The following is an 18,983-nucleotide window of genomic DNA, read 5'->3' on the forward strand; positions in this document are numbered from 1 at the left end:
AATTCAGGTTAAAGCAGTTCGTGCGCTTTGGCGTAATCAATTAATTCCACGATGCTTTGCACACCCAGCTTGGAATAAATATTGGATTTATGCGCGCTAATGGTTTTGTTGCTTAATAGTAGCTGTTCAGCAATTTCCTTATTGGATAATCCATTCGCCAGATATCGTAATACCGTGACCTCGCGGTTCGATAATGGCATATCTACTGCCATCCCTTTCCCTGAACCCAAATGGTTTATAAAGTTCAGCGTTTCTGACGGGAAAAAGGAATAGCCCATCAGGATCATTTCTACGGCGTTGTAGATCTCGCCCAAATCTTTACGTTTACTGACGAAGCCATTTGCCCCGGCGCGAATGGCGCGACCCGCGTAAAATAACTCTGATTTAGACGAGAGAAACAGAACCTTAATGTCTTTGTTTAAGTTTCTGATTCTCTTAAGCAAAGCGAAAGCATCCGTGCCCGTGAGTTCAATGTCAAGGATCACCAGATCGATAGGGTGATTGCGGATACAGTCAAGGACTTCATGGCTATCGCCAGACTTGAGCTTGACTGTGATATTCTTATTTTTCTGTAGCAGGACTTCTATCGACATTCTGACGATAGGATGTTCGTCCATAATGATAACGGATGCCGGTTTCATTTTTAATGCCTCAGATTGTTAAAAGCGTTGTGCAGAGTTTGGTAAAACTCTCGAAATGCCGGAAGGATATAATGTGCAGATCCCTATACCGTAGTATTTCCCTGGAAAGAGCGAAAGCATCCTTGTTTACGTAATGAAAAGAACTATGCCTCAGCGCGGTCATCTCATTAGGCTGGTGTTGGCAAAAAGGTTTTTCTTATTCAGATTTGATACGCATCTTATTATACAGGGTAAGTTTTTTCCGAAAACCCTGTAAATTAATATCCGCTTATGGGTTTGTATTATCTTCTGGATCTGAATCGCTATTTTTTTAAATTTAGCGGAAATATCCTGTTATCTCATTTACCGCATATTTTCATCTTTATGTAATAACAAAAAATAACAGATATCTCTTAATGTTGATTAATTGTTAACGAAAATACCCATCATTTAGGGGGACTAACCCACGCTGGTGAGCTCAACAATTGCCCTCGCAGGCCGCCAGTCCTTCATCTGAAAGCGCGCTGGTTGATTAGAAGGTCCACATCTCCTGCACAGGAGAACATGCTATCCGCTTTGCTTTTTCCTCCCTGACGTTGCCGCTAAGCTGCTTGTTTTTACATCATTATCATCTTGTTAACGCTATCTGCATTCACTTAACGGATGGAGTAAAGTGCTGCCGTTTGTTCATTCTGTGGCATTTCACAATGTTCGCGTCCTTAAATTAGGAATAGTTATAAATTCGATTTAATTGTTAAAAATTAACATTTATGCAACGCAGGTGGTAAGTAAATTCCTAAACAGCTTTAGGAAATAAGGGGTTAGGACGTGAGTGAAAATGTGCAGTCTGAGAGGTTATTAAGAAGATGCAGCAATTCCTGACGATGGCTCAGCCCGAGCTTCACCAGGATGCAGCTGAGACGATAGATAATACGGCTATAGGGACGATTCTGCATAAGGGCAATCTGACGTAATGTCTTGCCCCGGGAAAGCTCCTGCAGGATGGGCCATTCGTTGCGTGAAAACCAGTCTTTCTCCGTACCCTGCGGAGGGAGGGTATCCAGCAGGCTCTGCTGGAGCGCAGCGGCATTCAGCTGGCGTTCGAGAACATGAAAGGGACCTGCCGCTTTGCAGAAGAGGCGGGTGTCGTAATTATCGGCCCTGACCAACAGCCAGGGCGTCAGGAACGGAGGAAACAGACTATGCCGTCTCAACTGATCCAGTTTCTCCAGAAGCCCCGTGGACCGGCTTTCAATATCCACGACCAGACGGGCTGAGGGCCACTGCGTCTGAGCGATGAGGGCATCGTCCAGCGTGGCGTAGTCGCAGCAGCTGCTCAGGGGAAATTGCCCGTTGAGAAAACCGGTGCGCAGGTAGTGATCCTCAGTCACCAGAAGGATAAAAGGGGCGTCTGTTTTGCGGGGCTGGCTGATGGACTGGCTCAAGAATTCGAGCCGGTCGAAAAAGGGGGGAGCAAAAGGTGAGCGCGTAAATCCCAGTGCATCACTTCCTGTACGCCGCCGCCGGTAACGGCGCACTGTCATTCGCATGGTCTCCCTCCTGGAAATGGCTTTCTAATCCTCCGGCCATGTCCAGGACGGCCAGTAATACCCCTGGCCGAGATCTGCGCCTGCCTGCAGTGCACAGGTACGATCGCGTTCAGTCTCAATACCTTCAATAAGCACTTTCCCGGCAAGCTGAAAGCAAAGGGAAACCAGTTGCCTCAACTCAGGGGTGTCGCGTAAACGCCAGAATGCTTCCTTATCTATTTTGATGCCGCTTAACGGGAGTCGAAAGGATAAAAACGACTGCACTAAGACGTCATCGATGTCGTCCAGCCAGATTGCGTGCCCTCGTCTGCTCAACTGATGGAGATTCTGAACCACGAACTGCTTCTGTGCGACGGAAAGCGCCAAAATGGACGCGGGGTCGACAAACTCAATATTGAGCGGCACGCAGGATAATCTTATAAGTCGCTGAAAAGACGTGGGCTCTGTCAGAACGGTTATCGGCAGATTAATAAAAAGGTTATGACCGTGCGGCGTATTTTTTAACGTGGCAAGCTGCGCTTCAAGCAGCGTTATCGACCAGTCTGCGGACCGATCGCAAAAAAAGTCCTCACTGTGCCGCGTGTCGGCCAGAACGCTAAGGACCTCGACGCCAACCTGACGTAAGGAGGTAAGGGCGACGATGGGCTCAAGCTTAATGCCGACGATGTCCTGAGATATGTACTGTAACCGGGGGGGCGTATCGATCAGGTTTTGCGCTGTCACTCCATTGTCCTGTTGTCTGTCAGCCTCCAGGCGGCCGGGATACCTGACTCTAGTGTGACGAGCTGACGTTCGGGAAAACAGCAGGCGTTACTTAAATGCAACTAAGCCTTTTCGCAGCGCTAAATTTTACGGTGAAACAGGACAAAATGTTGAGAAAATAGCCGTATTTACAATCGGCTAGCGGTAATTGACTCTGAAAACGGAAAAGGCATTGACTCACCTGCCATTGACCGTATAATTCTTCGCGTTTCACCACCGCGAAGTACACACTTCTCAGTGCGCCCTTAGCTCAGTTGGATAGAGCAACGGCCTTCTAAGCCGTAGGTCGTAGGTTCGAATCCTACAGGGCGTGCCATTTAATTTCATAGAGTTACCCCTCCTTCACATCCTCCTGATTTCCATTGTGGGACATATTTGGGACATCACCCCTAAAATTTACCGGTCATGAAGGACATTTATGTGGTATCTACTCGCAACTTCGCTTGCCGCACTCTCTCTTAATAAAAGCCTGGCTTACCTGCTGCTGGGATTAACGGCATTTCTCGGCTGGAAACAGAGTATTCTTGACGCCCCGGCGCTGCTGGTTATTGCATCAATCGTTGTTGGCTGGTCTGTTGTTGAATGGCTACGTAATAAAAATAATAAATACACATATCTGGTCGAAGGCCCGTGCGTGGTCATTGCCGTTGCCCTGGTTTTGCATGTGATCCCGGGTTTTCATAACCCAAAGGTGCTGGATGCTGTCGTCGTTGGTCCGCAAAGCATACCGTTCAGTATGTACTTTAATATGGACAAGGCGGTGGTTCCGTTCTTTTTAATTACGTGTATGCCAACGTTATTCGTAGCAAAACCCCTCTATAAAGCTGGCAAGGTCGGCTGGGCGATATTGGTTCTTGCGGTACCCGCGCTGTTACTTCTGGCTGTTGCGTTGGGCGGGCTTAGAATTGAGCCGCATGCGCCAGAATGGTTCGCTCAATTTGCCCTTGCGAATATTTTCTTCGTCTCTTTGGCCGAGGAAGCCTTGTTCAGAGGCTACCTGCAGCAGCGCTTGTCCCGGATCGTTCATCCTGTTGTAGCGCTGTTGATTGCCTCAGTCATCTTTGGGCTGATGCATTATAGCGGCGGTTTACTGCTGATTATTTTTGCCAGCCTCTCCGGCATTATTTATGGCCTGGCGTGGATGTGGAGCGGCAGGCTCTGGGTTGCAACGTTATTCCATTTTGGGCTGAACGGCGTGCATTTATTGTTCTTCACCTATCCTATGTATGCCCCTCATGCGGTTATGTGATGCTTTTTAAATTAGTAGCCTTATAAATTTAGCTACCTCCGGATAAGCATACAAAGCCCCGCAATATCGGGGCTTTTATATCTGCCGGGCGCATGAATAACAGATTTACCTTCGCGTCATAATAAATAGAAGGCTAATTAATTTCATTATAGGCAGGCTTAAGGTTTTCTTAATCTAATAATTACCTCTCATTAAAATTTGGATTTTTATCATTCTAAAATCTGCTAAAAAGAAATTTTACACTTTTACGACTAAACTCGATTGATACTAATTATCATTAGCGTTGTTGTATGCTTTAATCCTGTCCCACAAAGCTATGAGTGGTTACTCCCGTTGGTCTATTAAGGATATGTTCATGAATTCTCGCCTGCTGTCCTGCTTCTCGCTTGCCTTGTTGTCTTCCTCCCTTTTCCTTTCCACACAATCGGTTGCCGCCGATAACAACGAAGGTATCGTTGTTTATAACGCGCAGCACGAAAACCTGGTGAAGTCGTGGGTTGACGGTTTTACCAAAGAAACCGGCATTAAGGTCACGCTACGTAATGGTGATGACAGCGAGCTGGGTAACCAGCTGGTGCAGGAGGGCAGCGCGTCGCCGGCAGACGTATTCCTGACGGAGAACTCGCCGTCCATGGTGCTGGTGGATAACGCCAACCTGTTTGCGCCGCTGGATGCAGACACCCTGAAGCAGGTACCGGCAGAGTATCGTCCGGCGCACGGTCGCTGGATCGGCATTGCCGCCCGCAGCACGGTATTCGTCTATAACCCGGCAAAACTCAGCGAACAGCAGCTGCCTAAGTCGCTGATGGATCTGGCGAAACCCGAGTGGAAAGGCCGCTGGGCGGCATCACCTTCAGGTGCGGATTTCCAGGCCATCGTGAGCGCAATGCTGGCGCTGAAAGGCGAGAAGGCCACCCTGGAATGGCTTAAAGCGATGAAAGCCAATTTCGTTGCTTATAAAGGCAACAGCACCGTGATGAAGGCAGTCAATGCCGGCCAGATTGATGGTGGCGTGATTTATCACTACTACCGCTTTGTCGACCAGTCTAAAACCGGTGAAAACAGCAAAAACACTCAGCTCTACTACTTCAAACACCAGGATCCGGGTGCGTTTGTGAGCCTTTCCGGCGGTGGCGTGCTGGCGTCCAGCAAACACAAAGCGCAGGCGCAGGCCTTCATCAAGTACATTACCGGCAAAGAAGGTCAGGAAAGTCTGCGTACCAACAACGCCTTTGAATACGCCGTGGGCGTGAACGCGGCCTCCAACCCGAAACTGGTTCCGCTGAAAGATCTTGATGCACCGAAAGTTGAACCTTCAACGCTCAACAGTAAAAAAGTTATCGAGCTGATGACGCAAGCCGGTCTGCTGTGATCCTGAGAGTGAAGTGAACGTCTTATGTCTGGTCTGAGTCTCGACATCGGAAAAAACAGAGTGCAGGAGCCTGTCCGCAGGCGTCCTGCACTGCCGATGGTTGCGTTAGCTGTGTTGTTTTCATTAATGGCGCTTCTGCCTTTGGGTTTTATCATTGCCATTGGCATTGAGACCGGCTGGGAAACCATTAAGGCGCTGGTGTTTCGCCCGCGTGTGGCTGAGCTGCTCAGCAACACGCTGTGGCTGACGGCTTTAGCGGTTCCGCTGTGTATCGTGACGGGCGTGGCAATCGCCTGGCTCACGGAGCGTACGCAGCTTGCCGGGCGAGGGATCTGGTCCGCGCTGGCGGTCGCTCCGCTGGCCATTCCGGCGTTTGTGCAAAGCTATGCCTGGGTGAGCGTTGTCCCGTCCATGCATGGGCTTTCCGCGGGCGTGTTCCTCTCGGTTCTTGCATACTATCCGTTTATCTATATGCCGGTTGCGGCGGTGCTGCGTCGCCTTGACCCGACGCTTGAAGATGTCGCCGCGTCGCTCGGCACGCCGCCGTGGAAGGTCTTTTTCCGCGTGGTGCTGCCCCAGCTTAAGCTGGCTATCTGCGGCGGCGCGCTGCTGGTGGCGCTGCACCTGCTGGCGGAATATGGCCTGTACGTGATGATCCGCTTTGATACCTTCACCACGGCAATTTATGACCAGTTTCAGTCTACCTTCAGCGGCCCGGCGGCAAACATGCTGGCGGGCGTTCTGGCCTTGTGCTGCCTGGCTATATTAATGCTGGAAGGCGTGACGCGTGGAAAAGCCCGCTACGCGCGAATTGGCGCCGGGGCCGCGCGCGAGCAGAAACGCTGGCCGCTGAAGCCTGCAGCGGCCGCGCTGGGTCAGCTGTTTTTCATCGTGCTGATCGTGCTGGCGCTGGGCGTGCCGTTAATTGTTCTGTGTCGCTGGGTTTGGCTCGGCGGCGTGCAAAACTGGATGAGTGCCGATCTCTGGCACTCCCTGCGCCAGACGCTGATGCTCGGCGTGGGCGGCGCACTTCTCACGACCGTGTGCGTGATCCCCATCGCGTGGCTCGGTATCCGCTATCCACACCGCATCTTCCGGATGCTGGAAGGGTGCATCTATATCACCAGTTCGCTGCCGGGCATTGTCACGGCGCTGGCGCTGGTCACCGTCACTATTCATTACGCCCGTCCCATTTACCAGACGGAAATTACCCTGTTCCTGGCCTACCTGCTGATGTTTATGCCCCGTGCGCTCATCAACCTGCGGGCGGGGATTGCTCAGGCGCCGGTCGAGCTGGAAAACGTGGCGCGCAGCCTGGGCAGCACGCCCGCGAAGGCGCTCTGGAGCGTCACGATGCGGCTGGCCGCGCCGGGTGCGGCGGCGGGTGCCGCGCTGGTTTTCCTCGGCGTCAGCAACGAGTTGACCGCCACGCTGTTGCTCTCTCCTCTGGGCACGCGCACGCTCTCAACCGGATTCTGGGCGCTGACCAGCGAAATTGATTATGTGGCTGCAGCGCCTTACGCGATGCTGATGATCCTGATTTCACTCCCGCTGACCGCCATTCTCTATATGCAGTCGAAGAAAATAGCAGGGCTATGACATGCTTGAATTAACCGCCATTTCTAAATCGTTTTCTGATGTGCAGGTGCTCGACAGCTTAAACCTGAGCGTTGCGCCGGGGAGCAGGACGGCGATTGTCGGGCCGTCCGGGTCGGGTAAAACCACGCTGCTGCGTATTCTTGCCGGCTTTGAAACGCCCGACACGGGGCGCATTGTCATGCAGGGGAGAACGCTGTTTGATGAAAACAACTTTGTTCCCGCCCACCTGCGCCGGATCGGTTTTGTTCCTCAGGAGGGCGCGCTGTTCCCCCACCTTAATGTGGCAGACAACATTGCCTGGGGGCTGGACTGTACCCGCCACGAGAAGCGCCAGCGCGTTGAGGCGCTGATGGAGATGGTCTCTCTGGACAGGCAGCTCGCAACGCACTGGCCCCATGAGATTTCCGGCGGACAGCAGCAGCGCGTGGCGCTTGCCCGTGCGCTTGCCCAGCGTCCTTCACTGATGCTGCTGGATGAACCTTTCTCGGCGCTGGACACCGGCCTGCGCGCCATGACACGTAAAGCCACGGCCGATCTGCTGGCTGAAGCGGGCGTGGCCTCGATTCTGGTCACCCACGATCAGAACGAAGCGTTATCCTTTGCCACGCAGGTTGCCGTCATGCGTTCAGGACGCTTCACGCAGGTCGGGACGCCTTATGAGGTGTACACTCGTCCGGTTGACGAAGAGACGGCGCTGTTTCTTGGCGATGCGCTGATCCTGCCTGCGCAGCTCACCGCGGGCTACGCCCTGTGCGCCCTGGGTGAGGTGCCCACGGACAACGCGCAGGCTACAGGGCAGGGCAGAGTAATGCTGCGCCCGGAACAGCTGAGCGTGACGGCATGTGCCTCCCATGAAAGCCCAATTTCGATTCTTGATGTGGACTTCACCGGCCAGCTGTCGACGCTCACCCTTGGGCTTGCCGGGCAGCACGAGCCCGTGACCCTGAAGACCGTCAGCCAGCCAGGATGGAACCCTGGCACGGCGGTACGCATTGATATTGCTGGCACCGCGCGTGTATTCGAATATTCTTAATATTCGTTAGTAATTTCATGCAACGGGTTGTTATAAAAGATTTTTCCCGAACGTATGGCATTCTCTGAGATTCTCTACCATGCTCATAAAACCTCACCACAATGCGTGAGGTTTTTCGTAGTTGCTGATTAATCTCAAGGAAAAAGGTTATGAAAAAGACGACTGCTATTTTGTTGGGAACGGCGTTACTGTTTACAACCAATGCTTTTGCTGCACAGCTACTCACTAAAAGCGAGTTCAAAAAAGTTGCATCTCAATATAAAAAAATCGGTACGGTAAACACCTCGAATGAAGTATCGGTGGATGATGCAAAAAAAGAACTGATTGAGAAAGCCGATAAGAAAGGCGCGGATGTCCTGGTGCTCACTTCAGGGAACACCAACAATAAAATTCACGGTACGGCCAATATCTACAAGAAAAAATAACGTCATTGCAGCCACCCCGAAACGGGGTGGTTGTTCACCCTCTTTTCTCGCCATACCTCCTCATAAACGCGGTTACACTTGCTAATGCATTTATAATGCGTATAGTTCTCATTTGCATTTCAGCAAACACATTCTAAGGCCCGACAACGGGTCATTTTTGCGCGCACTTTCAAAAGAGTTAACGATGAACAACACCAACATACACAAAACGCTGCTGGCGCTCGCCGTTGGCGCGGTAACACATTCCTCCTTCGCGGCTGACGATCAAAAAGAAGATACCCTCATCGTGCAGGCTAAGCCTGCCAACGAGTTCAAACCCGGTGGCGACCAGCTGGTACCGGCCTTCCTTGACGGACAGGTGGCGAACGGCGGACGCATGGGAATGCTGGGCCAGCAGAACGCCATGGACGTGCCGTTCAACATCATCAGCTACACCTCAAAGCTGGTGGAAGATCAGCAGGCGAAAACCATTGCTGACGTGGTCGCTAACGACGCGGGCGTGCAGTTCGTTCAGGGGTACGGCAACAGCGCGGAAACCTACCGCATCCGCGGCCTGAAGTTTGACGGTGACGACATGACCTTTGGCGGTCTGTCCGGCGTGCTGCCGCGGCAGGTAGTAGATACCCAGATGGTCGATCGCATCGAGATCTTCAAAGGTGCCAACTCGCTGATGAACGGCGCGGCGAGCTCCGGCGTGGGCGGGATGATCAACCTTGAGCCCAAACACGCGGGCGAACTCCCGCAGGCGAAAGTGGGCATCGACTATACCTCTGATTCCCAGATTGGCACCACGCTGGATGCGGGCCGTCGCTACGGCGACAGCGACCAGTTTGGCGCGCGGGTGAACCTGGTCCATCGCGAAGGGGAAACCGGCATACCGAATGACCGCCGCCGCACCACGCTGCTCTCTACCGGCCTGGATTACAGCGGTGACCGCTTCCGCACCTCGCTGGATCTCGGCTATCAGAAGAAAACCTTCCACGGCAGCCCGACCAGCGTCAATATCTCCGCGGTGGATTTCGTTCCCGAGCCGCCGAAAAACGATCGCAACTTCTCTCAGAAGTGGGCCTACAGCGACATCGAAAACGAGTTTGGGATGTGGCGCAGCGAGTACGACATCACCGACGGCTGGACCGCCTACACCGGCCTGGGCGCGCAGCACGCGCATGAGGAAGGGATCTACAGCGCGCCAAAGCTGGTGGATAAAAGCGGCAAGGCAACGGTCAGCCGCCTTGATACCAACCGTATCAGCGATTCCGTCAGCGGCATGGCGGGCATTCGCGGTAACTTTGATACCGGTTTTATCTCGCACAAGGTCAATGTCGGCTATTCGGCGATGACCAAAAACGAAAAAATCGCGTGGAAAATGTCGGCTGCGAAGGATAACCCGACCACCAACATCTACCACAATACCGGCGTCGATATGCCGGACAGCACTAACTTCAACGGCTCCGGCGGAAAGTACAGCGATCCGCTGACCAGCGGGCGCACGCGCACACAGGGCTGGCTGCTGAGCGATACGCTGGGCGTGCTGGACGACAAACTGCTGTTCACCGCAGGCGCCCGCCATCAGAAGGTGGTCATTCGCGGGTATAACAAAATTACCGGTGCGGAAAACGCGGCGGATGGCTTCGACGGCAGCCGCTGGATGCCAACCTATGGCGTGGTCTACAAGCCGTGGGAGACGATCTCCCTCTATGCCAACCATACCGAAGCGCTGCAGCCGGGCAAAACCGCGCCTAATACCGCCACCAACTACGGCCAGAGCACCGGTATCGTTCACTCTAAGCAGAATGAAGTGGGCGTGAAGGTGGACTTTGGCCGCGTGGGCGGATCGCTTGCGCTGTTCGAAATCAAAATGCCGTCGGCGATCCTCGACGACAGCGGTCACTACGGCCTTGACGCTGAACAGCGTAACCGTGGCGTGGAGCTGAACGTCTTCGGCGAGCCAATGCTGGGGATGCGTCTGAACGCCAGCGCTACCTGGCTGCAGGCTGAGCTAACCAAAACCAAAAATGGCGTGAATCAAGGTAACGATGCGATCGGTATTCCGAACTTTTACGCCGTGCTGGGCGCAGAGTACGACATCAAGCCGATTAACGGCCTGACTGCCACCGCCCGCGTGAACCACTCCGGCGCGCAATATGCTGACCTTGCAAACACCAAAAAGCTGGACAGCTACACCACGCTGGATCTGGGGATGCGTTATCGCTTCGCGGTGAACCACAATGCAAACCAAATGACCGTGCGCGCGGGAATCGACAACGTGACCAATGAAAACTACTGGTCCAGCGTGGACGATTCCGGTACCTATATTACGCAGGGCGAACCGCGCACCTTTAAGGTTTCGGTTGGCTACGAATTCTAAGCGTTCCATCTCGTTATCCGGGGCAGGGATGCCCCAATCCCTTGCTACCTCCAGCATGAAGTGTTAAAACGTGCCCCTTCTAAAAAAGAGACAGGGGTAGGACGTGAAAGACGCGTCATCCGCTTCAGGCCATGGTAGCGCCGAAGCCTCGTCGGATCAGAATCCGACGCTGCAACGTGGGTTGCAAAATCGACATATTCAGTTAATTGCCCTTGGCGGCGCAATCGGTACCGGGCTGTTTCTCGGCATCGGCCCCGCTATTCAGATGGCGGGCCCGGCGGTTCTGCTGGGTTATGGTATCGCCGGGATTATTGCCTTCCTGATCATGCGCCAGCTTGGCGAGATGGTCGTTGAAGAGCCGGTTTCAGGCTCCTTCGCGCACTTTGCTTATAAATACTGGGGCCCGTTTGCCGGCTTCCTGTCCGGCTGGAACTACTGGGTAATGTTCGTGCTGGTGGGGATGGCGGAATTAACCGCCGCAGGCATCTATATGCAGTACTGGCTGCCGGATGTCCCGACGTGGATCTGGGCGGCGGCCTTCTTCATCATTATTAACGCCGTTAACCTCGTCAACGTCCGCCTGTATGGCGAAACCGAATTCTGGTTTGCGCTGATCAAGGTGCTGGCGATTATCGGCATGATCGGCTTTGGCCTGTGGCTGCTGTTCTCTGGCCACGGCGGCGAGCGCGCCACGATCGACAACCTGTGGCAGCACGGCGGCTTCCTCGCCACCGGCTGGAAAGGGCTGATTCTCTCCCTGGCGGTGATCATGTTCTCCTTCGGTGGGCTGGAGCTAATTGGCATTACCGCCGCCGAAGCGCGCGACCCGCATAAAAGCATTCCCAAAGCGGTTAACCAGGTAGTGTATCGGATTCTGCTGTTCTACATCGGCTCGCTGGTGGTCTTGCTGGCCCTCTATCCGTGGGTGGAAGTGAAATCCGACAGCAGCCCGTTCGTGATGATTTTCCACGATCTGAACAGCAACGTGGTGGCTTCTGCGCTGAATTTCGTCATTCTGGTGGCGTCGCTGTCGGTCTATAACAGCGGCGTTTACTCCAACAGCCGTATGCTGTTTGGCCTCTCCGTACAGGGCAATGCTCCGCGCTTTTTAACTCGCGTCAGCCGTCGTGGCGTGCCGGTGAACTCCTTGTTACTGTCAGGTGCCATTACGTCGCTGGTGGTGCTGATCAACTACCTCCTGCCGAAAGAGGCCTTCGGCCTGCTGATGGCGCTGGTTGTCGCCACGCTGCTGCTGAACTGGATCATGATCTGCCTGGCGCACCTGCGCTTTCGCGCCGCGATGCGCCGCAAGGGACGCGAAACGCAGTTCAAAGCGCTGCTTTACCCGGCGGGGAACTACATCTGTATCGCTTTCCTGGGGCTGATTCTGGTGCTGATGTGCACCATGGATGAGATGCGCCTCTCGGCGATGCTGCTGCCGGTGTGGGTTATATTCCTGTTTGTGGCGTTTAAGCTCTCCCGAAAAAAGTGATCTGCTTTTCACCCTCTCCCCGTGGGAGAGGGCCGGGGTGAGGGCACCAGACCGCACCTGCCTTCACGCCCGGTGTACGAAACTGATTATCTGACGATGACCCCCGACAGGGAGCGAATATCATTCCCCGTCGGCGACTGGTGAATACGCAAACCAAATTCATCCACCACCGCGAAAATATGGTCGAAGATGTCGGCCTGTATCTCCTCATATTCTGCCCAGACCACCGTATTGGTGAAGGCATATATTTCAATCGGCAAACCATTCGCGTCAGGCGCCAACTGACGCACCATCAGCGTCATATCTTTGCGAATGCGCGGGTGGTTGCGAAGATATTCGTTCAGGTAGGCGCGGAAGGTGCCAATATTGGTCATCTTGCGAAGGTTTAATACCGATTCCCCTTCACCGTTCTTCTGATTCCACAGGTTTATTTCCTCATGTCGCGCGGCCAGATAGGGCTTAAGCAGTTTCGCCTGAATAAGTTTCTGCTGTTCCTGCTCGTCGAGAAAATGAATGCTGGTGGTATCAATGTTCAGGCTGCGCTTAATGCGTCGACCGCCGGAGGCCGACATGCCGCTCCAGTTGATAAAGGCGTCGGAGACCAGCGCCCACGTAGGGATGGTCGTAATCGTATTATCGAAATTGCGTACCTTAACGGTAGTCAGGCCGATGTCCGTCACCGTGCCGTTGGCACCGTATTTCGGCATCTCCAGCCAGTCGCCGAGCTTGAGCATGTCGTTAGCGGAAAGCTGAATCCCCGCCACAAGTCCGAGTATCGGGTCTTTAAACACCAGCATCAGGACGGCAGCCATGGCACCCAGACCGCTGATCAGAATCGCCGGGGACTGACCAATCAGCAGGGAGATAATCAGTATTCCCACCAGGATGGCGCTCACCAGCTTGATGCCCTGGAAGATCCCCTTCAGCGGCAGCTGTGACGCGGTAGCCATTTTCTGCGACAGATTGAAAATCACGTCCAGCAGCGAGAAGAAGGAGAGCAGGGCATACACCATCACCCACAGCTTCGCGCAGGTGGTGAGTATTTCCGCCGCTTCGCTGCCTTTTTGCAGCCAAAGTACTGCCTGGACGTTGACGATTATCCCCTGCAGGGTAAAGGCCAGACGGTGAAATAATTTATTCTGGGTGATGATCTGCAGCCATAAATGGCTGCTAGCCTGCGCGCGTTTTTCGAAAGCGCGAAGCACGCCTTTGTGAAGAATAAAATGAACGATGATGGCGGTAAGAAAAATAATACCAAAGATAATCACTAAAGAGGTGGTGTGATTAATTTCAATGCCTAACTCTTCAACCTGAGCAATCAATTCCTGCATAACGTCTCCTGTATTTTTGCAGCCCCATAATGGCGGCTGCGGATCTATTATGCAAATTCACAGGCTTATTTGGTGGCCTGGCAGATCTTCGCCACCGGCAGACACAGGTGATGGCGGATGCGCAGCGTCGCCAGGGCAAGCACCACCATCATCGCCGTTTCCACCATCAGGAAGACGTTAACTGCCTGGGTGTAATCCCCGTGATGGTTCTGCAGTGCGTGCAGCAAAATCGCGCCAAAAATGGCCGGGCCAAGCCCCAGCGCGGCCTGCTGCAGGGTGCTGAGAATGGCGCTCGCGGCCCCGGCGTCGTCAGGCTGAATATCGCGCATCCCGATGCGGTAGAAACTGTTCACGATCAGCGCCTGCCCGTAGCCCACCAGTCCGGTGGCGGGTGCCAGCGTCAGGGTGGTATTGTTCATGCCCCACAGCCGGAACGTCGCCATCAGCGCCAGCAGACCGGCAATCTGGATCGCCAGACCCGTCAGCAGAATAGTGCTGGTGCTGTAGCGGGCAATCAGCCGCGGCGCGAACCACGCGGAGATAAAATAAGTCACTCCAAGAGCGATAAAACTGTTCCCGGACTGCCATGGGGCCATCCCCAGACCGGTTTGCATGGTGAGCGCCATACAGAACATAAAACCGGACCAGACGCTGAAAAAGAGCATCGCAATCAGAATGCCAAAGCGCACGCTGCGAAGCGAAAGCAGGCGCGGCGGGATCAGCGGGTGGGCATTCTCACGCTCCTTTATGCGCGCATTCATCGCCATCAGCCAGGCTAGAGGGATAAGGGCGAGCAGCATCGCCTTCAGCGGCCAGGACCAGTGCCACTGCGGGCCGAGCGCCATCGGAAACAGCAGGCAGCAAAGCATAATGGCCAGCAACACGGTACCCGGCCAGTCGATGCGTGACGGCGTCTCACGACGGGTTTCCGGTACCAAGCGGCGGCTTAGCGCCAGCACCACCAGACAGATCGGTACGTTGATAAAGAAGGCGTTTCGCCAGCCCAGCCCGGCGATATCCGCCGATACCAGCCAGCCCCCGCCCATCTGCCCGACGATAAACGCAATCCCGCCGATGCCGCCGAACAGGCTGATGGCTTTTGCGTGGGCGGTACCTTTCAGCGTCACGTGCAGCGTGGCAAGAATTTGCGGCATGATGAGTGCGGCACCCGCGCCCTGAACGATGCGCGCGGCCAGCAGCTGTTCAATGTTTCCCGCCATCCCGCACAGCAGCGAGGCCAGGCCAAAGCTCGCTACACCCCACATGAACAGACGCCGACGGCCAAAGTTATCCCCCAGCTTGCTGCCGAGCGCCAGGCAGACGGCGAAGGCCACGCCGTAAAGGGCCACAATCAGCTCCAGCTCGGTGGCGGTAGCGTGCAGCGAATGGGTGATGGCGTCCAGCGCCACGTTGGTGATTGAGGTATCAATCATCGGCAGCATCTGGCCTGTTAGCAGCAATATCAGGCCAGCGCGGCCCGGTGAAACAACTGACGTATTCATGGTAACTCCATTGCGTCATTCATCAGATGGTCGTAGCATCTACCATCAGATAAACGGGTACCAGTTCTTGCTTATACTGGTACTGGCACTACCATGCAGGGGAATTTATGGCGCTGATGTCTGAACCTGTCGTCTCACTTCAGGATGACACGCGAAAACAGCTGGGGGCATTTTTACGTGCCCGGCGTGAAAGCCTCGATCCGCAGCGTCTCGGCCTGCCGCGCAGCGGCCGCCGCCGCACGCCGGGTCTTCGTCGGGAAGAGGTGGCGATGCTCGCGGACGTGGGCGTGACCTGGTACACCTGGCTTGAGCAGGGCAGGGACGTCAATCCGTCCAGCGCGGTGATGGCGGCCGTGGCAAAAGCGCTGCAATGTACCCCAACTGAAGCCCGGCACCTGTTTGTATTAGCCGGTTTACCGCCGGGTGAAGCGCCGCAGGCGGTCTGCTGCGAAGGCATCAGCGAAGGCACGCGCCGCCTGCTGGATACGCTGATGCCGAAACCCGCCAGCATTCAGAAACCGAACTTCGATATCGTGGCCTGGAACGACAGCTTCGGGCATCTGATGGGCGTCGATTTCAATGACATCCCTCCCGAAGACCGCAACTGTATTTATCTGTTCCTCACGCATCCGGCGTGGCGTGCCCGCCTCGGCAGACGCGACGACGTGCTGCCCATCTTTGTCTCCTATTTCCGGGCGGCGATGGCCGAACACCGGGGCGATCCTCTGTGGGAGGCCAAACTGGCGCGCTTCTTTGCGGTGTCCGAAGAGTTTAAAACCCTGTGGCACCAGCGCAACGACGTACGCGGCGTGGAGAACCAGCTCAAGCTGTTTACCCATCCCGAGCTGGGGGATTTTACGCTGCAGCAGATGTACTGGTATTCCGCGCCGCGAAACGGCTCGCGGCTGCTGGTGTATCTGCCGGTGGATGAAGCAGGGGAGCGGGCGATGGCATGGCTGGAGAAAAAAAAGATTTAGCACCGCGAGTGGCTTCGCGCCAGGTGTTAACTAGTACTTTTCTGGCAGTTTATGCACTGCTATAAGTATGCCGCGTTTAATGTCTATATGACCATCGATGCGCAGATCGCTCAGAATTTTCATGACGCGGCTGCGCGAAAGACGTGTTTTTTCCTGGATATAATCGCAGACATTAACTGTCAGGCGTAAATCGTCTTTCTCATTTATTAATGCAATGATGTTTTCTCGTATTATCTCATAAGTTGACAGGCCTACAGAGACGTTATTGATTTCAATGAGTCGCTTGATTCCAAACATATAGAGTAGAGCAGCCTCTTTCCAGAGGCGTTCCCGGTCGATGATATTCAATACTTCATTTCGTGGAATGATTTCATATTTAACCTCACTGCAGGCTTTAAAATAGAAATTCGCATTCATGTCCATCAAGGCGTTCATACCCACTAACATCGGGCTCTGAAAGTATTTCATGAGCAAGTTTCCTCTGGTGCGATAGGCTGCCAGCATCCCCTCATGGATAACCAGCGTCATCGGTTCGGGATATTTCTCCATAGTGATTATTTGCCGTGAAACTGCTTGTCGGACACGGTGTGGATTTGTAATTGCTGCAATTATTCTTTTTTCTTCATTTTCAGGTTTCATGATTTTGTATTATTCCTGGGAGTACTTACATTTAATCAAAATAACTGAATGTGTAGAACACAAATTACATATTCCTGCGAGTTGCTAAGATCATTACTGATGAAAATAAACCGTCCTTAAAACGCTGAGGAAAACAAAGGACAAAAACATAGAGAAGATAACGTGTCGGGATCGGCTATTAGCAAGTCAGAATTATGGGCGAAGTGATGTTTATATTTTGACTGTAAACACTTTCCGCATAAGGTGTTGCGGTAATAGGTTAAGCTGCCAGTGGTGTTTAGATTACAGCAGAGGTGAACATCGCTGCGCAAACGAGTAGCCTGAAGAGGGTAAAAACACGTTTTAACCCTCTCAGGGAGTGACAGATCCTGATATGTCTCGAGTGAGCGGTCAGGCATCAGTATTGCCACTGGAGCGAAACACCCAGCGTGACGGGACTGGTATGCAGTTCATCCGGCTTTGAAAGCGGGGTACCGATGAAAAAGTCATAGCCAAATTGACCTTTGACGCCTCGAATGCCAGCCACTGCCCCGGCAAGGTGTGCGCCACTCCAGTAATCATTTTCAGAGCCGCTAACCTCACCGTAATCCACGCCAATATAGGGCTGCATCCCCCACTTTGGCAGGTTAAGATCAATGTCATTGCGTAGATACCAGCCCTTATCCGCATAGATCGACATTTCTCCATCAAACCCTCGCACAGTCCAGCGGTTGCCAATAGTGAACTTATCCGGTTGGGTGAGCCGATCTGGTGACGTTTGCTGCATAAAATGCGGCTCGTAGCTAAAAGCATTTCCGGCCAGTTTGAAAGGGAAGACCCCATCAACTTTAAGCGTAAGGATCCTTGCCAGTGGATCAGCGCTGCCCACCAGCTCTTCTGCATCAGGTTGTTCGCCAAACCACGGAGCCGCATGCTGGTATCCGAAACTAGTCGTAAGTTGACCCGCTGAAAAATAGGCAATGTTATTCAGGCTTAACTGCCAGCTGCTGGTATCCCGATGCTGTACTTCCACTTCCACGTCATTAAGGTCATAGCGTGAGTCACGCTTGATCGTTTTAAAAGCCAGCGTGGTTTTCTGACTGGCGCTGCGGAAGATCACGCGGTTAAGGACAGCCGTCATTAATTTTTCGTCGCTGCTGTACTGGTAGCGAAATTCACCGTTGCGGAGAGTTTGCGTGGAACGATAATGGCTGGCATAAAGGTCAAGCGACCAGTATCCCAATGGAACAGAATAAAAGGCCGAGCTGTTATCGTTGCGACGTCCATCTTCATTTTTGAACCCACCACCATAAGCAATGTAAAACATGTCATTTAATGAAGTTGGGTTATCAAGATAAAAAGCGAGCCCTCCCTGATAACGTCCGGTGTGTTTACTGCCTGAATCATCAAACCAGGAGCCCAGGCGCCATGATTGTGGCTGTGTGCGGGTCACTTCAATATGTGTATCCCCGGGACGATTGCCCGGTAGCAAACGTATACTCGCCTGAGTGCCGGGTATGCGCTGCATATTCTCTAAGCCTTGCTCCAGCCCTCGTAAATCGAGAAGATCGTTTTGGTCTTCCGGAATGTTGTTCCACGCATTTAAAGAATGACCGTTTAACTCTTTTATGTCTATTTCGCTGATGCGGCCAGGCAGAATTGTAAAATGCAAAATACCATTACGTAAATTCTGCGTGGGCACTAATATGCGAGTAGTAATAAATCCATGAGAAATGAGGCGATTCTGCATTGCAGTATGAATGTTTTTAATGCCCCCGGAACCAACACACTGTTTCTCCGTCTGTTTTATGAGATCGCGAAAAGTCAGCCAATGTGGAAGCGACTCTGCGCCATCAATAACGACGTGCTGGATATCATAGCAAACAGCTTCTTTGGTCAGAATCAATGTATCACTTGCGCGCGTTCCTTCTGCAGAAAGTAGCGACTTACTTTGAGGCGCAAGCTGGTCATGCCTGGCTTGATCCTGTTGCTGAGTGGTCGCAGACTCAGCCTTTACGTAACCGGCCGACATTACGAGGAGCGACGCTAAAACGACAGCGAGGCGAGGGTAAGAGATAATCATGT

General features: G+C 53.4%; 15 protein-coding genes and 1 tRNA gene. 9 read left to right on the forward strand and 7 right to left on the reverse strand.

All coding sequences use genetic code 11. The features are described from left to right. Positions 1-8 precede the first annotated feature (8 nt). The 3 genes from fimZ to KGP22_RS05390 all read right to left on the reverse strand — a co-directional run bounded on the left by fimZ (position 9) and on the right by KGP22_RS05390 (position 2,893). The gene (gene fimZ, locus KGP22_RS05380; protein WP_008499339.1) at positions 9-641 is read right to left on the reverse strand and encodes a fimbria biosynthesis transcriptional regulator FimZ; all 633 of its coding nucleotides are present in this window, start codon (positions 639-641) and stop codon (positions 9-11) included. An 800-nt stretch (positions 642-1,441) separates the two neighbouring features. After that, the gene (locus KGP22_RS05385; RefSeq protein WP_111963361.1) at positions 1,442-2,170 is read right to left on the reverse strand and encodes a response regulator transcription factor; all 729 of its coding nucleotides are present in this window, start codon (positions 2,168-2,170) and stop codon (positions 1,442-1,444) included. Between the two features lie 24 nt (positions 2,171-2,194). Further along, positions 2,195-2,893 (reverse strand): EAL domain-containing protein, encoded by a 699-nt coding sequence (locus tag KGP22_RS05390; protein ID WP_111963360.1) that lies wholly within the window; start codon positions 2,891-2,893, stop codon positions 2,195-2,197. A 278-nt stretch (positions 2,894-3,171) separates the two neighbouring features. On the opposite strand from KGP22_RS05390, the gene KGP22_RS05395 reads away from it, so the two are divergent. The 8 genes from KGP22_RS05395 (at position 3,172) to pheP (ending at position 12,470) form a co-directional block, all read left to right on the forward strand. Beyond that, a tRNA-Arg gene (locus KGP22_RS05395) sits at positions 3,172-3,248 on the forward strand. Between the two features lie 102 nt (positions 3,249-3,350). After that, positions 3,351-4,181 carry a CPBP family intramembrane glutamic endopeptidase gene (locus tag KGP22_RS05400; protein WP_149366084.1) on the forward strand — a complete coding sequence of 277 codons (831 nt, stop codon included), beginning with the start codon at positions 3,351-3,353 and terminating at the stop codon, positions 4,179-4,181. 355 nt (positions 4,182-4,536) lie between these two features. Then, the gene (locus tag KGP22_RS05405; RefSeq protein ID WP_047748646.1) at positions 4,537-5,553 is read left to right on the forward strand and encodes an iron ABC transporter substrate-binding protein; all 1,017 of its coding nucleotides are present in this window, start codon (positions 4,537-4,539) and stop codon (positions 5,551-5,553) included. A 24-nt stretch (positions 5,554-5,577) separates the two neighbouring features. Next, entirely contained in the window at positions 5,578-7,152 is a 1,575-nt protein-coding gene (locus tag KGP22_RS05410; protein ID WP_223581491.1) for an iron ABC transporter permease, read from the forward strand. Between the two features lies 1 nt (position 7,153). After that, complete coding sequence (locus KGP22_RS05415) at positions 7,154-8,185, forward strand: ABC transporter ATP-binding protein (protein WP_223581493.1); 1,032 nt, start codon at positions 7,154-7,156, stop codon at positions 8,183-8,185. Between the two features lie 149 nt (positions 8,186-8,334). Beyond that, positions 8,335-8,610 (forward strand): DUF1471 family periplasmic protein YahO, encoded by a 276-nt coding sequence (gene yahO / locus KGP22_RS05420; protein WP_023310654.1) that lies wholly within the window; start codon positions 8,335-8,337, stop codon positions 8,608-8,610. A 184-nt stretch (positions 8,611-8,794) separates the two neighbouring features. Further along, positions 8,795-10,978, forward strand: coding sequence for a TonB-dependent siderophore receptor (locus KGP22_RS05425; RefSeq protein ID WP_223581495.1), 2,184 nt, complete (start codon positions 8,795-8,797; stop codon positions 10,976-10,978). A gap of 103 nt (positions 10,979-11,081) precedes the next feature. Next, positions 11,082-12,470, forward strand: a complete 1,389-nt coding sequence (gene pheP, locus KGP22_RS05430) for a phenylalanine transporter (RefSeq protein ID WP_047650497.1) — start codon at positions 11,082-11,084, stop codon at positions 12,468-12,470. Between the two features lie 86 nt (positions 12,471-12,556). Here the strand turns inward: pheP and KGP22_RS05435 are convergent, their stop codons facing one another. Beyond that, positions 12,557-13,801, reverse strand: coding sequence for a mechanosensitive ion channel family protein (locus KGP22_RS05435; protein WP_127729861.1), 1,245 nt, complete (start codon positions 13,799-13,801; stop codon positions 12,557-12,559). 65 nt (positions 13,802-13,866) lie between these two features. Beyond that, positions 13,867-15,303, reverse strand: coding sequence for an MFS transporter (locus KGP22_RS05440; protein WP_223581497.1), 1,437 nt, complete (start codon positions 15,301-15,303; stop codon positions 13,867-13,869). A gap of 107 nt (positions 15,304-15,410) precedes the next feature. On the opposite strand from KGP22_RS05440, the gene KGP22_RS05445 reads away from it, so the two are divergent. Further along, positions 15,411-16,280 (forward strand): helix-turn-helix transcriptional regulator, encoded by an 870-nt coding sequence (locus KGP22_RS05445; RefSeq protein ID WP_111963351.1) that lies wholly within the window; start codon positions 15,411-15,413, stop codon positions 16,278-16,280. A gap of 30 nt (positions 16,281-16,310) precedes the next feature. On the opposite strand, the gene KGP22_RS05450 is transcribed toward KGP22_RS05445, so the two are convergent. Beyond that, positions 16,311-16,919: a helix-turn-helix domain-containing protein gene (locus tag KGP22_RS05450; protein ID WP_111963350.1), complete on the reverse strand. Its 609-nt coding sequence runs from the start codon at positions 16,917-16,919 to the stop codon at positions 16,311-16,313. Positions 16,920-17,316: 397 nt separating this feature from the next. Further along, positions 17,317-18,930 carry a ShlB/FhaC/HecB family hemolysin secretion/activation protein gene (locus KGP22_RS05455; RefSeq protein ID WP_223582390.1) on the reverse strand — a complete coding sequence of 538 codons (1,614 nt, stop codon included), beginning with the start codon at positions 18,928-18,930 and terminating at the stop codon, positions 17,317-17,319. Between the last annotated feature and the right edge of the window lie 53 nt (positions 18,931-18,983).

It is taken from the genome of Enterobacter sp. JBIWA005 (assembly GCF_019968805.1).
GTDB classification, from domain to species: domain Bacteria; phylum Pseudomonadota; class Gammaproteobacteria; order Enterobacterales; family Enterobacteriaceae; genus Enterobacter; species Enterobacter vonholyi.

Coding starts and splice junctions, on each gene's coding strand:
- fimZ (WP_008499339.1), bottom strand. CDS start 641: ATGAAACCGGCATCCGTTATCATTATGGACGAACATCCTATCGTCAGA.
- KGP22_RS05385 (WP_111963361.1), bottom strand. CDS start 2,170: ATGCGAATGACAGTGCGCCGTTACCGGCGGCGGCGTACAGGAAGTGAT.
- KGP22_RS05400 (WP_149366084.1), top strand. CDS start 3,351: ATGTGGTATCTACTCGCAACTTCGCTTGCCGCACTCTCTCTTAATAAA.
- KGP22_RS05405 (WP_047748646.1), top strand. CDS start 4,537: ATGAATTCTCGCCTGCTGTCCTGCTTCTCGCTTGCCTTGTTGTCTTCC.
- KGP22_RS05410 (WP_223581491.1), top strand. CDS start 5,578: ATGTCTGGTCTGAGTCTCGACATCGGAAAAAACAGAGTGCAGGAGCCT.
- KGP22_RS05415 (WP_223581493.1), top strand. CDS start 7,154: ATGCTTGAATTAACCGCCATTTCTAAATCGTTTTCTGATGTGCAGGTG.
- yahO (WP_023310654.1), top strand. CDS start 8,335: ATGAAAAAGACGACTGCTATTTTGTTGGGAACGGCGTTACTGTTTACA.
- KGP22_RS05425 (WP_223581495.1), top strand. CDS start 8,795: ATGAACAACACCAACATACACAAAACGCTGCTGGCGCTCGCCGTTGGC.
- KGP22_RS05435 (WP_127729861.1), bottom strand. CDS start 13,801: ATGCAGGAATTGATTGCTCAGGTTGAAGAGTTAGGCATTGAAATTAAT.
- KGP22_RS05440 (WP_223581497.1), bottom strand. CDS start 15,303: ATGAATACGTCAGTTGTTTCACCGGGCCGCGCTGGCCTGATATTGCTG.
- KGP22_RS05445 (WP_111963351.1), top strand. CDS start 15,411: ATGGCGCTGATGTCTGAACCTGTCGTCTCACTTCAGGATGACACGCGA.
- KGP22_RS05450 (WP_111963350.1), bottom strand. CDS start 16,919: ATGAAACCTGAAAATGAAGAAAAAAGAATAATTGCAGCAATTACAAAT.
- KGP22_RS05455 (WP_223582390.1), bottom strand. CDS start 18,930: ATGTCGGCCGGTTACGTAAAGGCTGAGTCTGCGACCACTCAGCAACAG.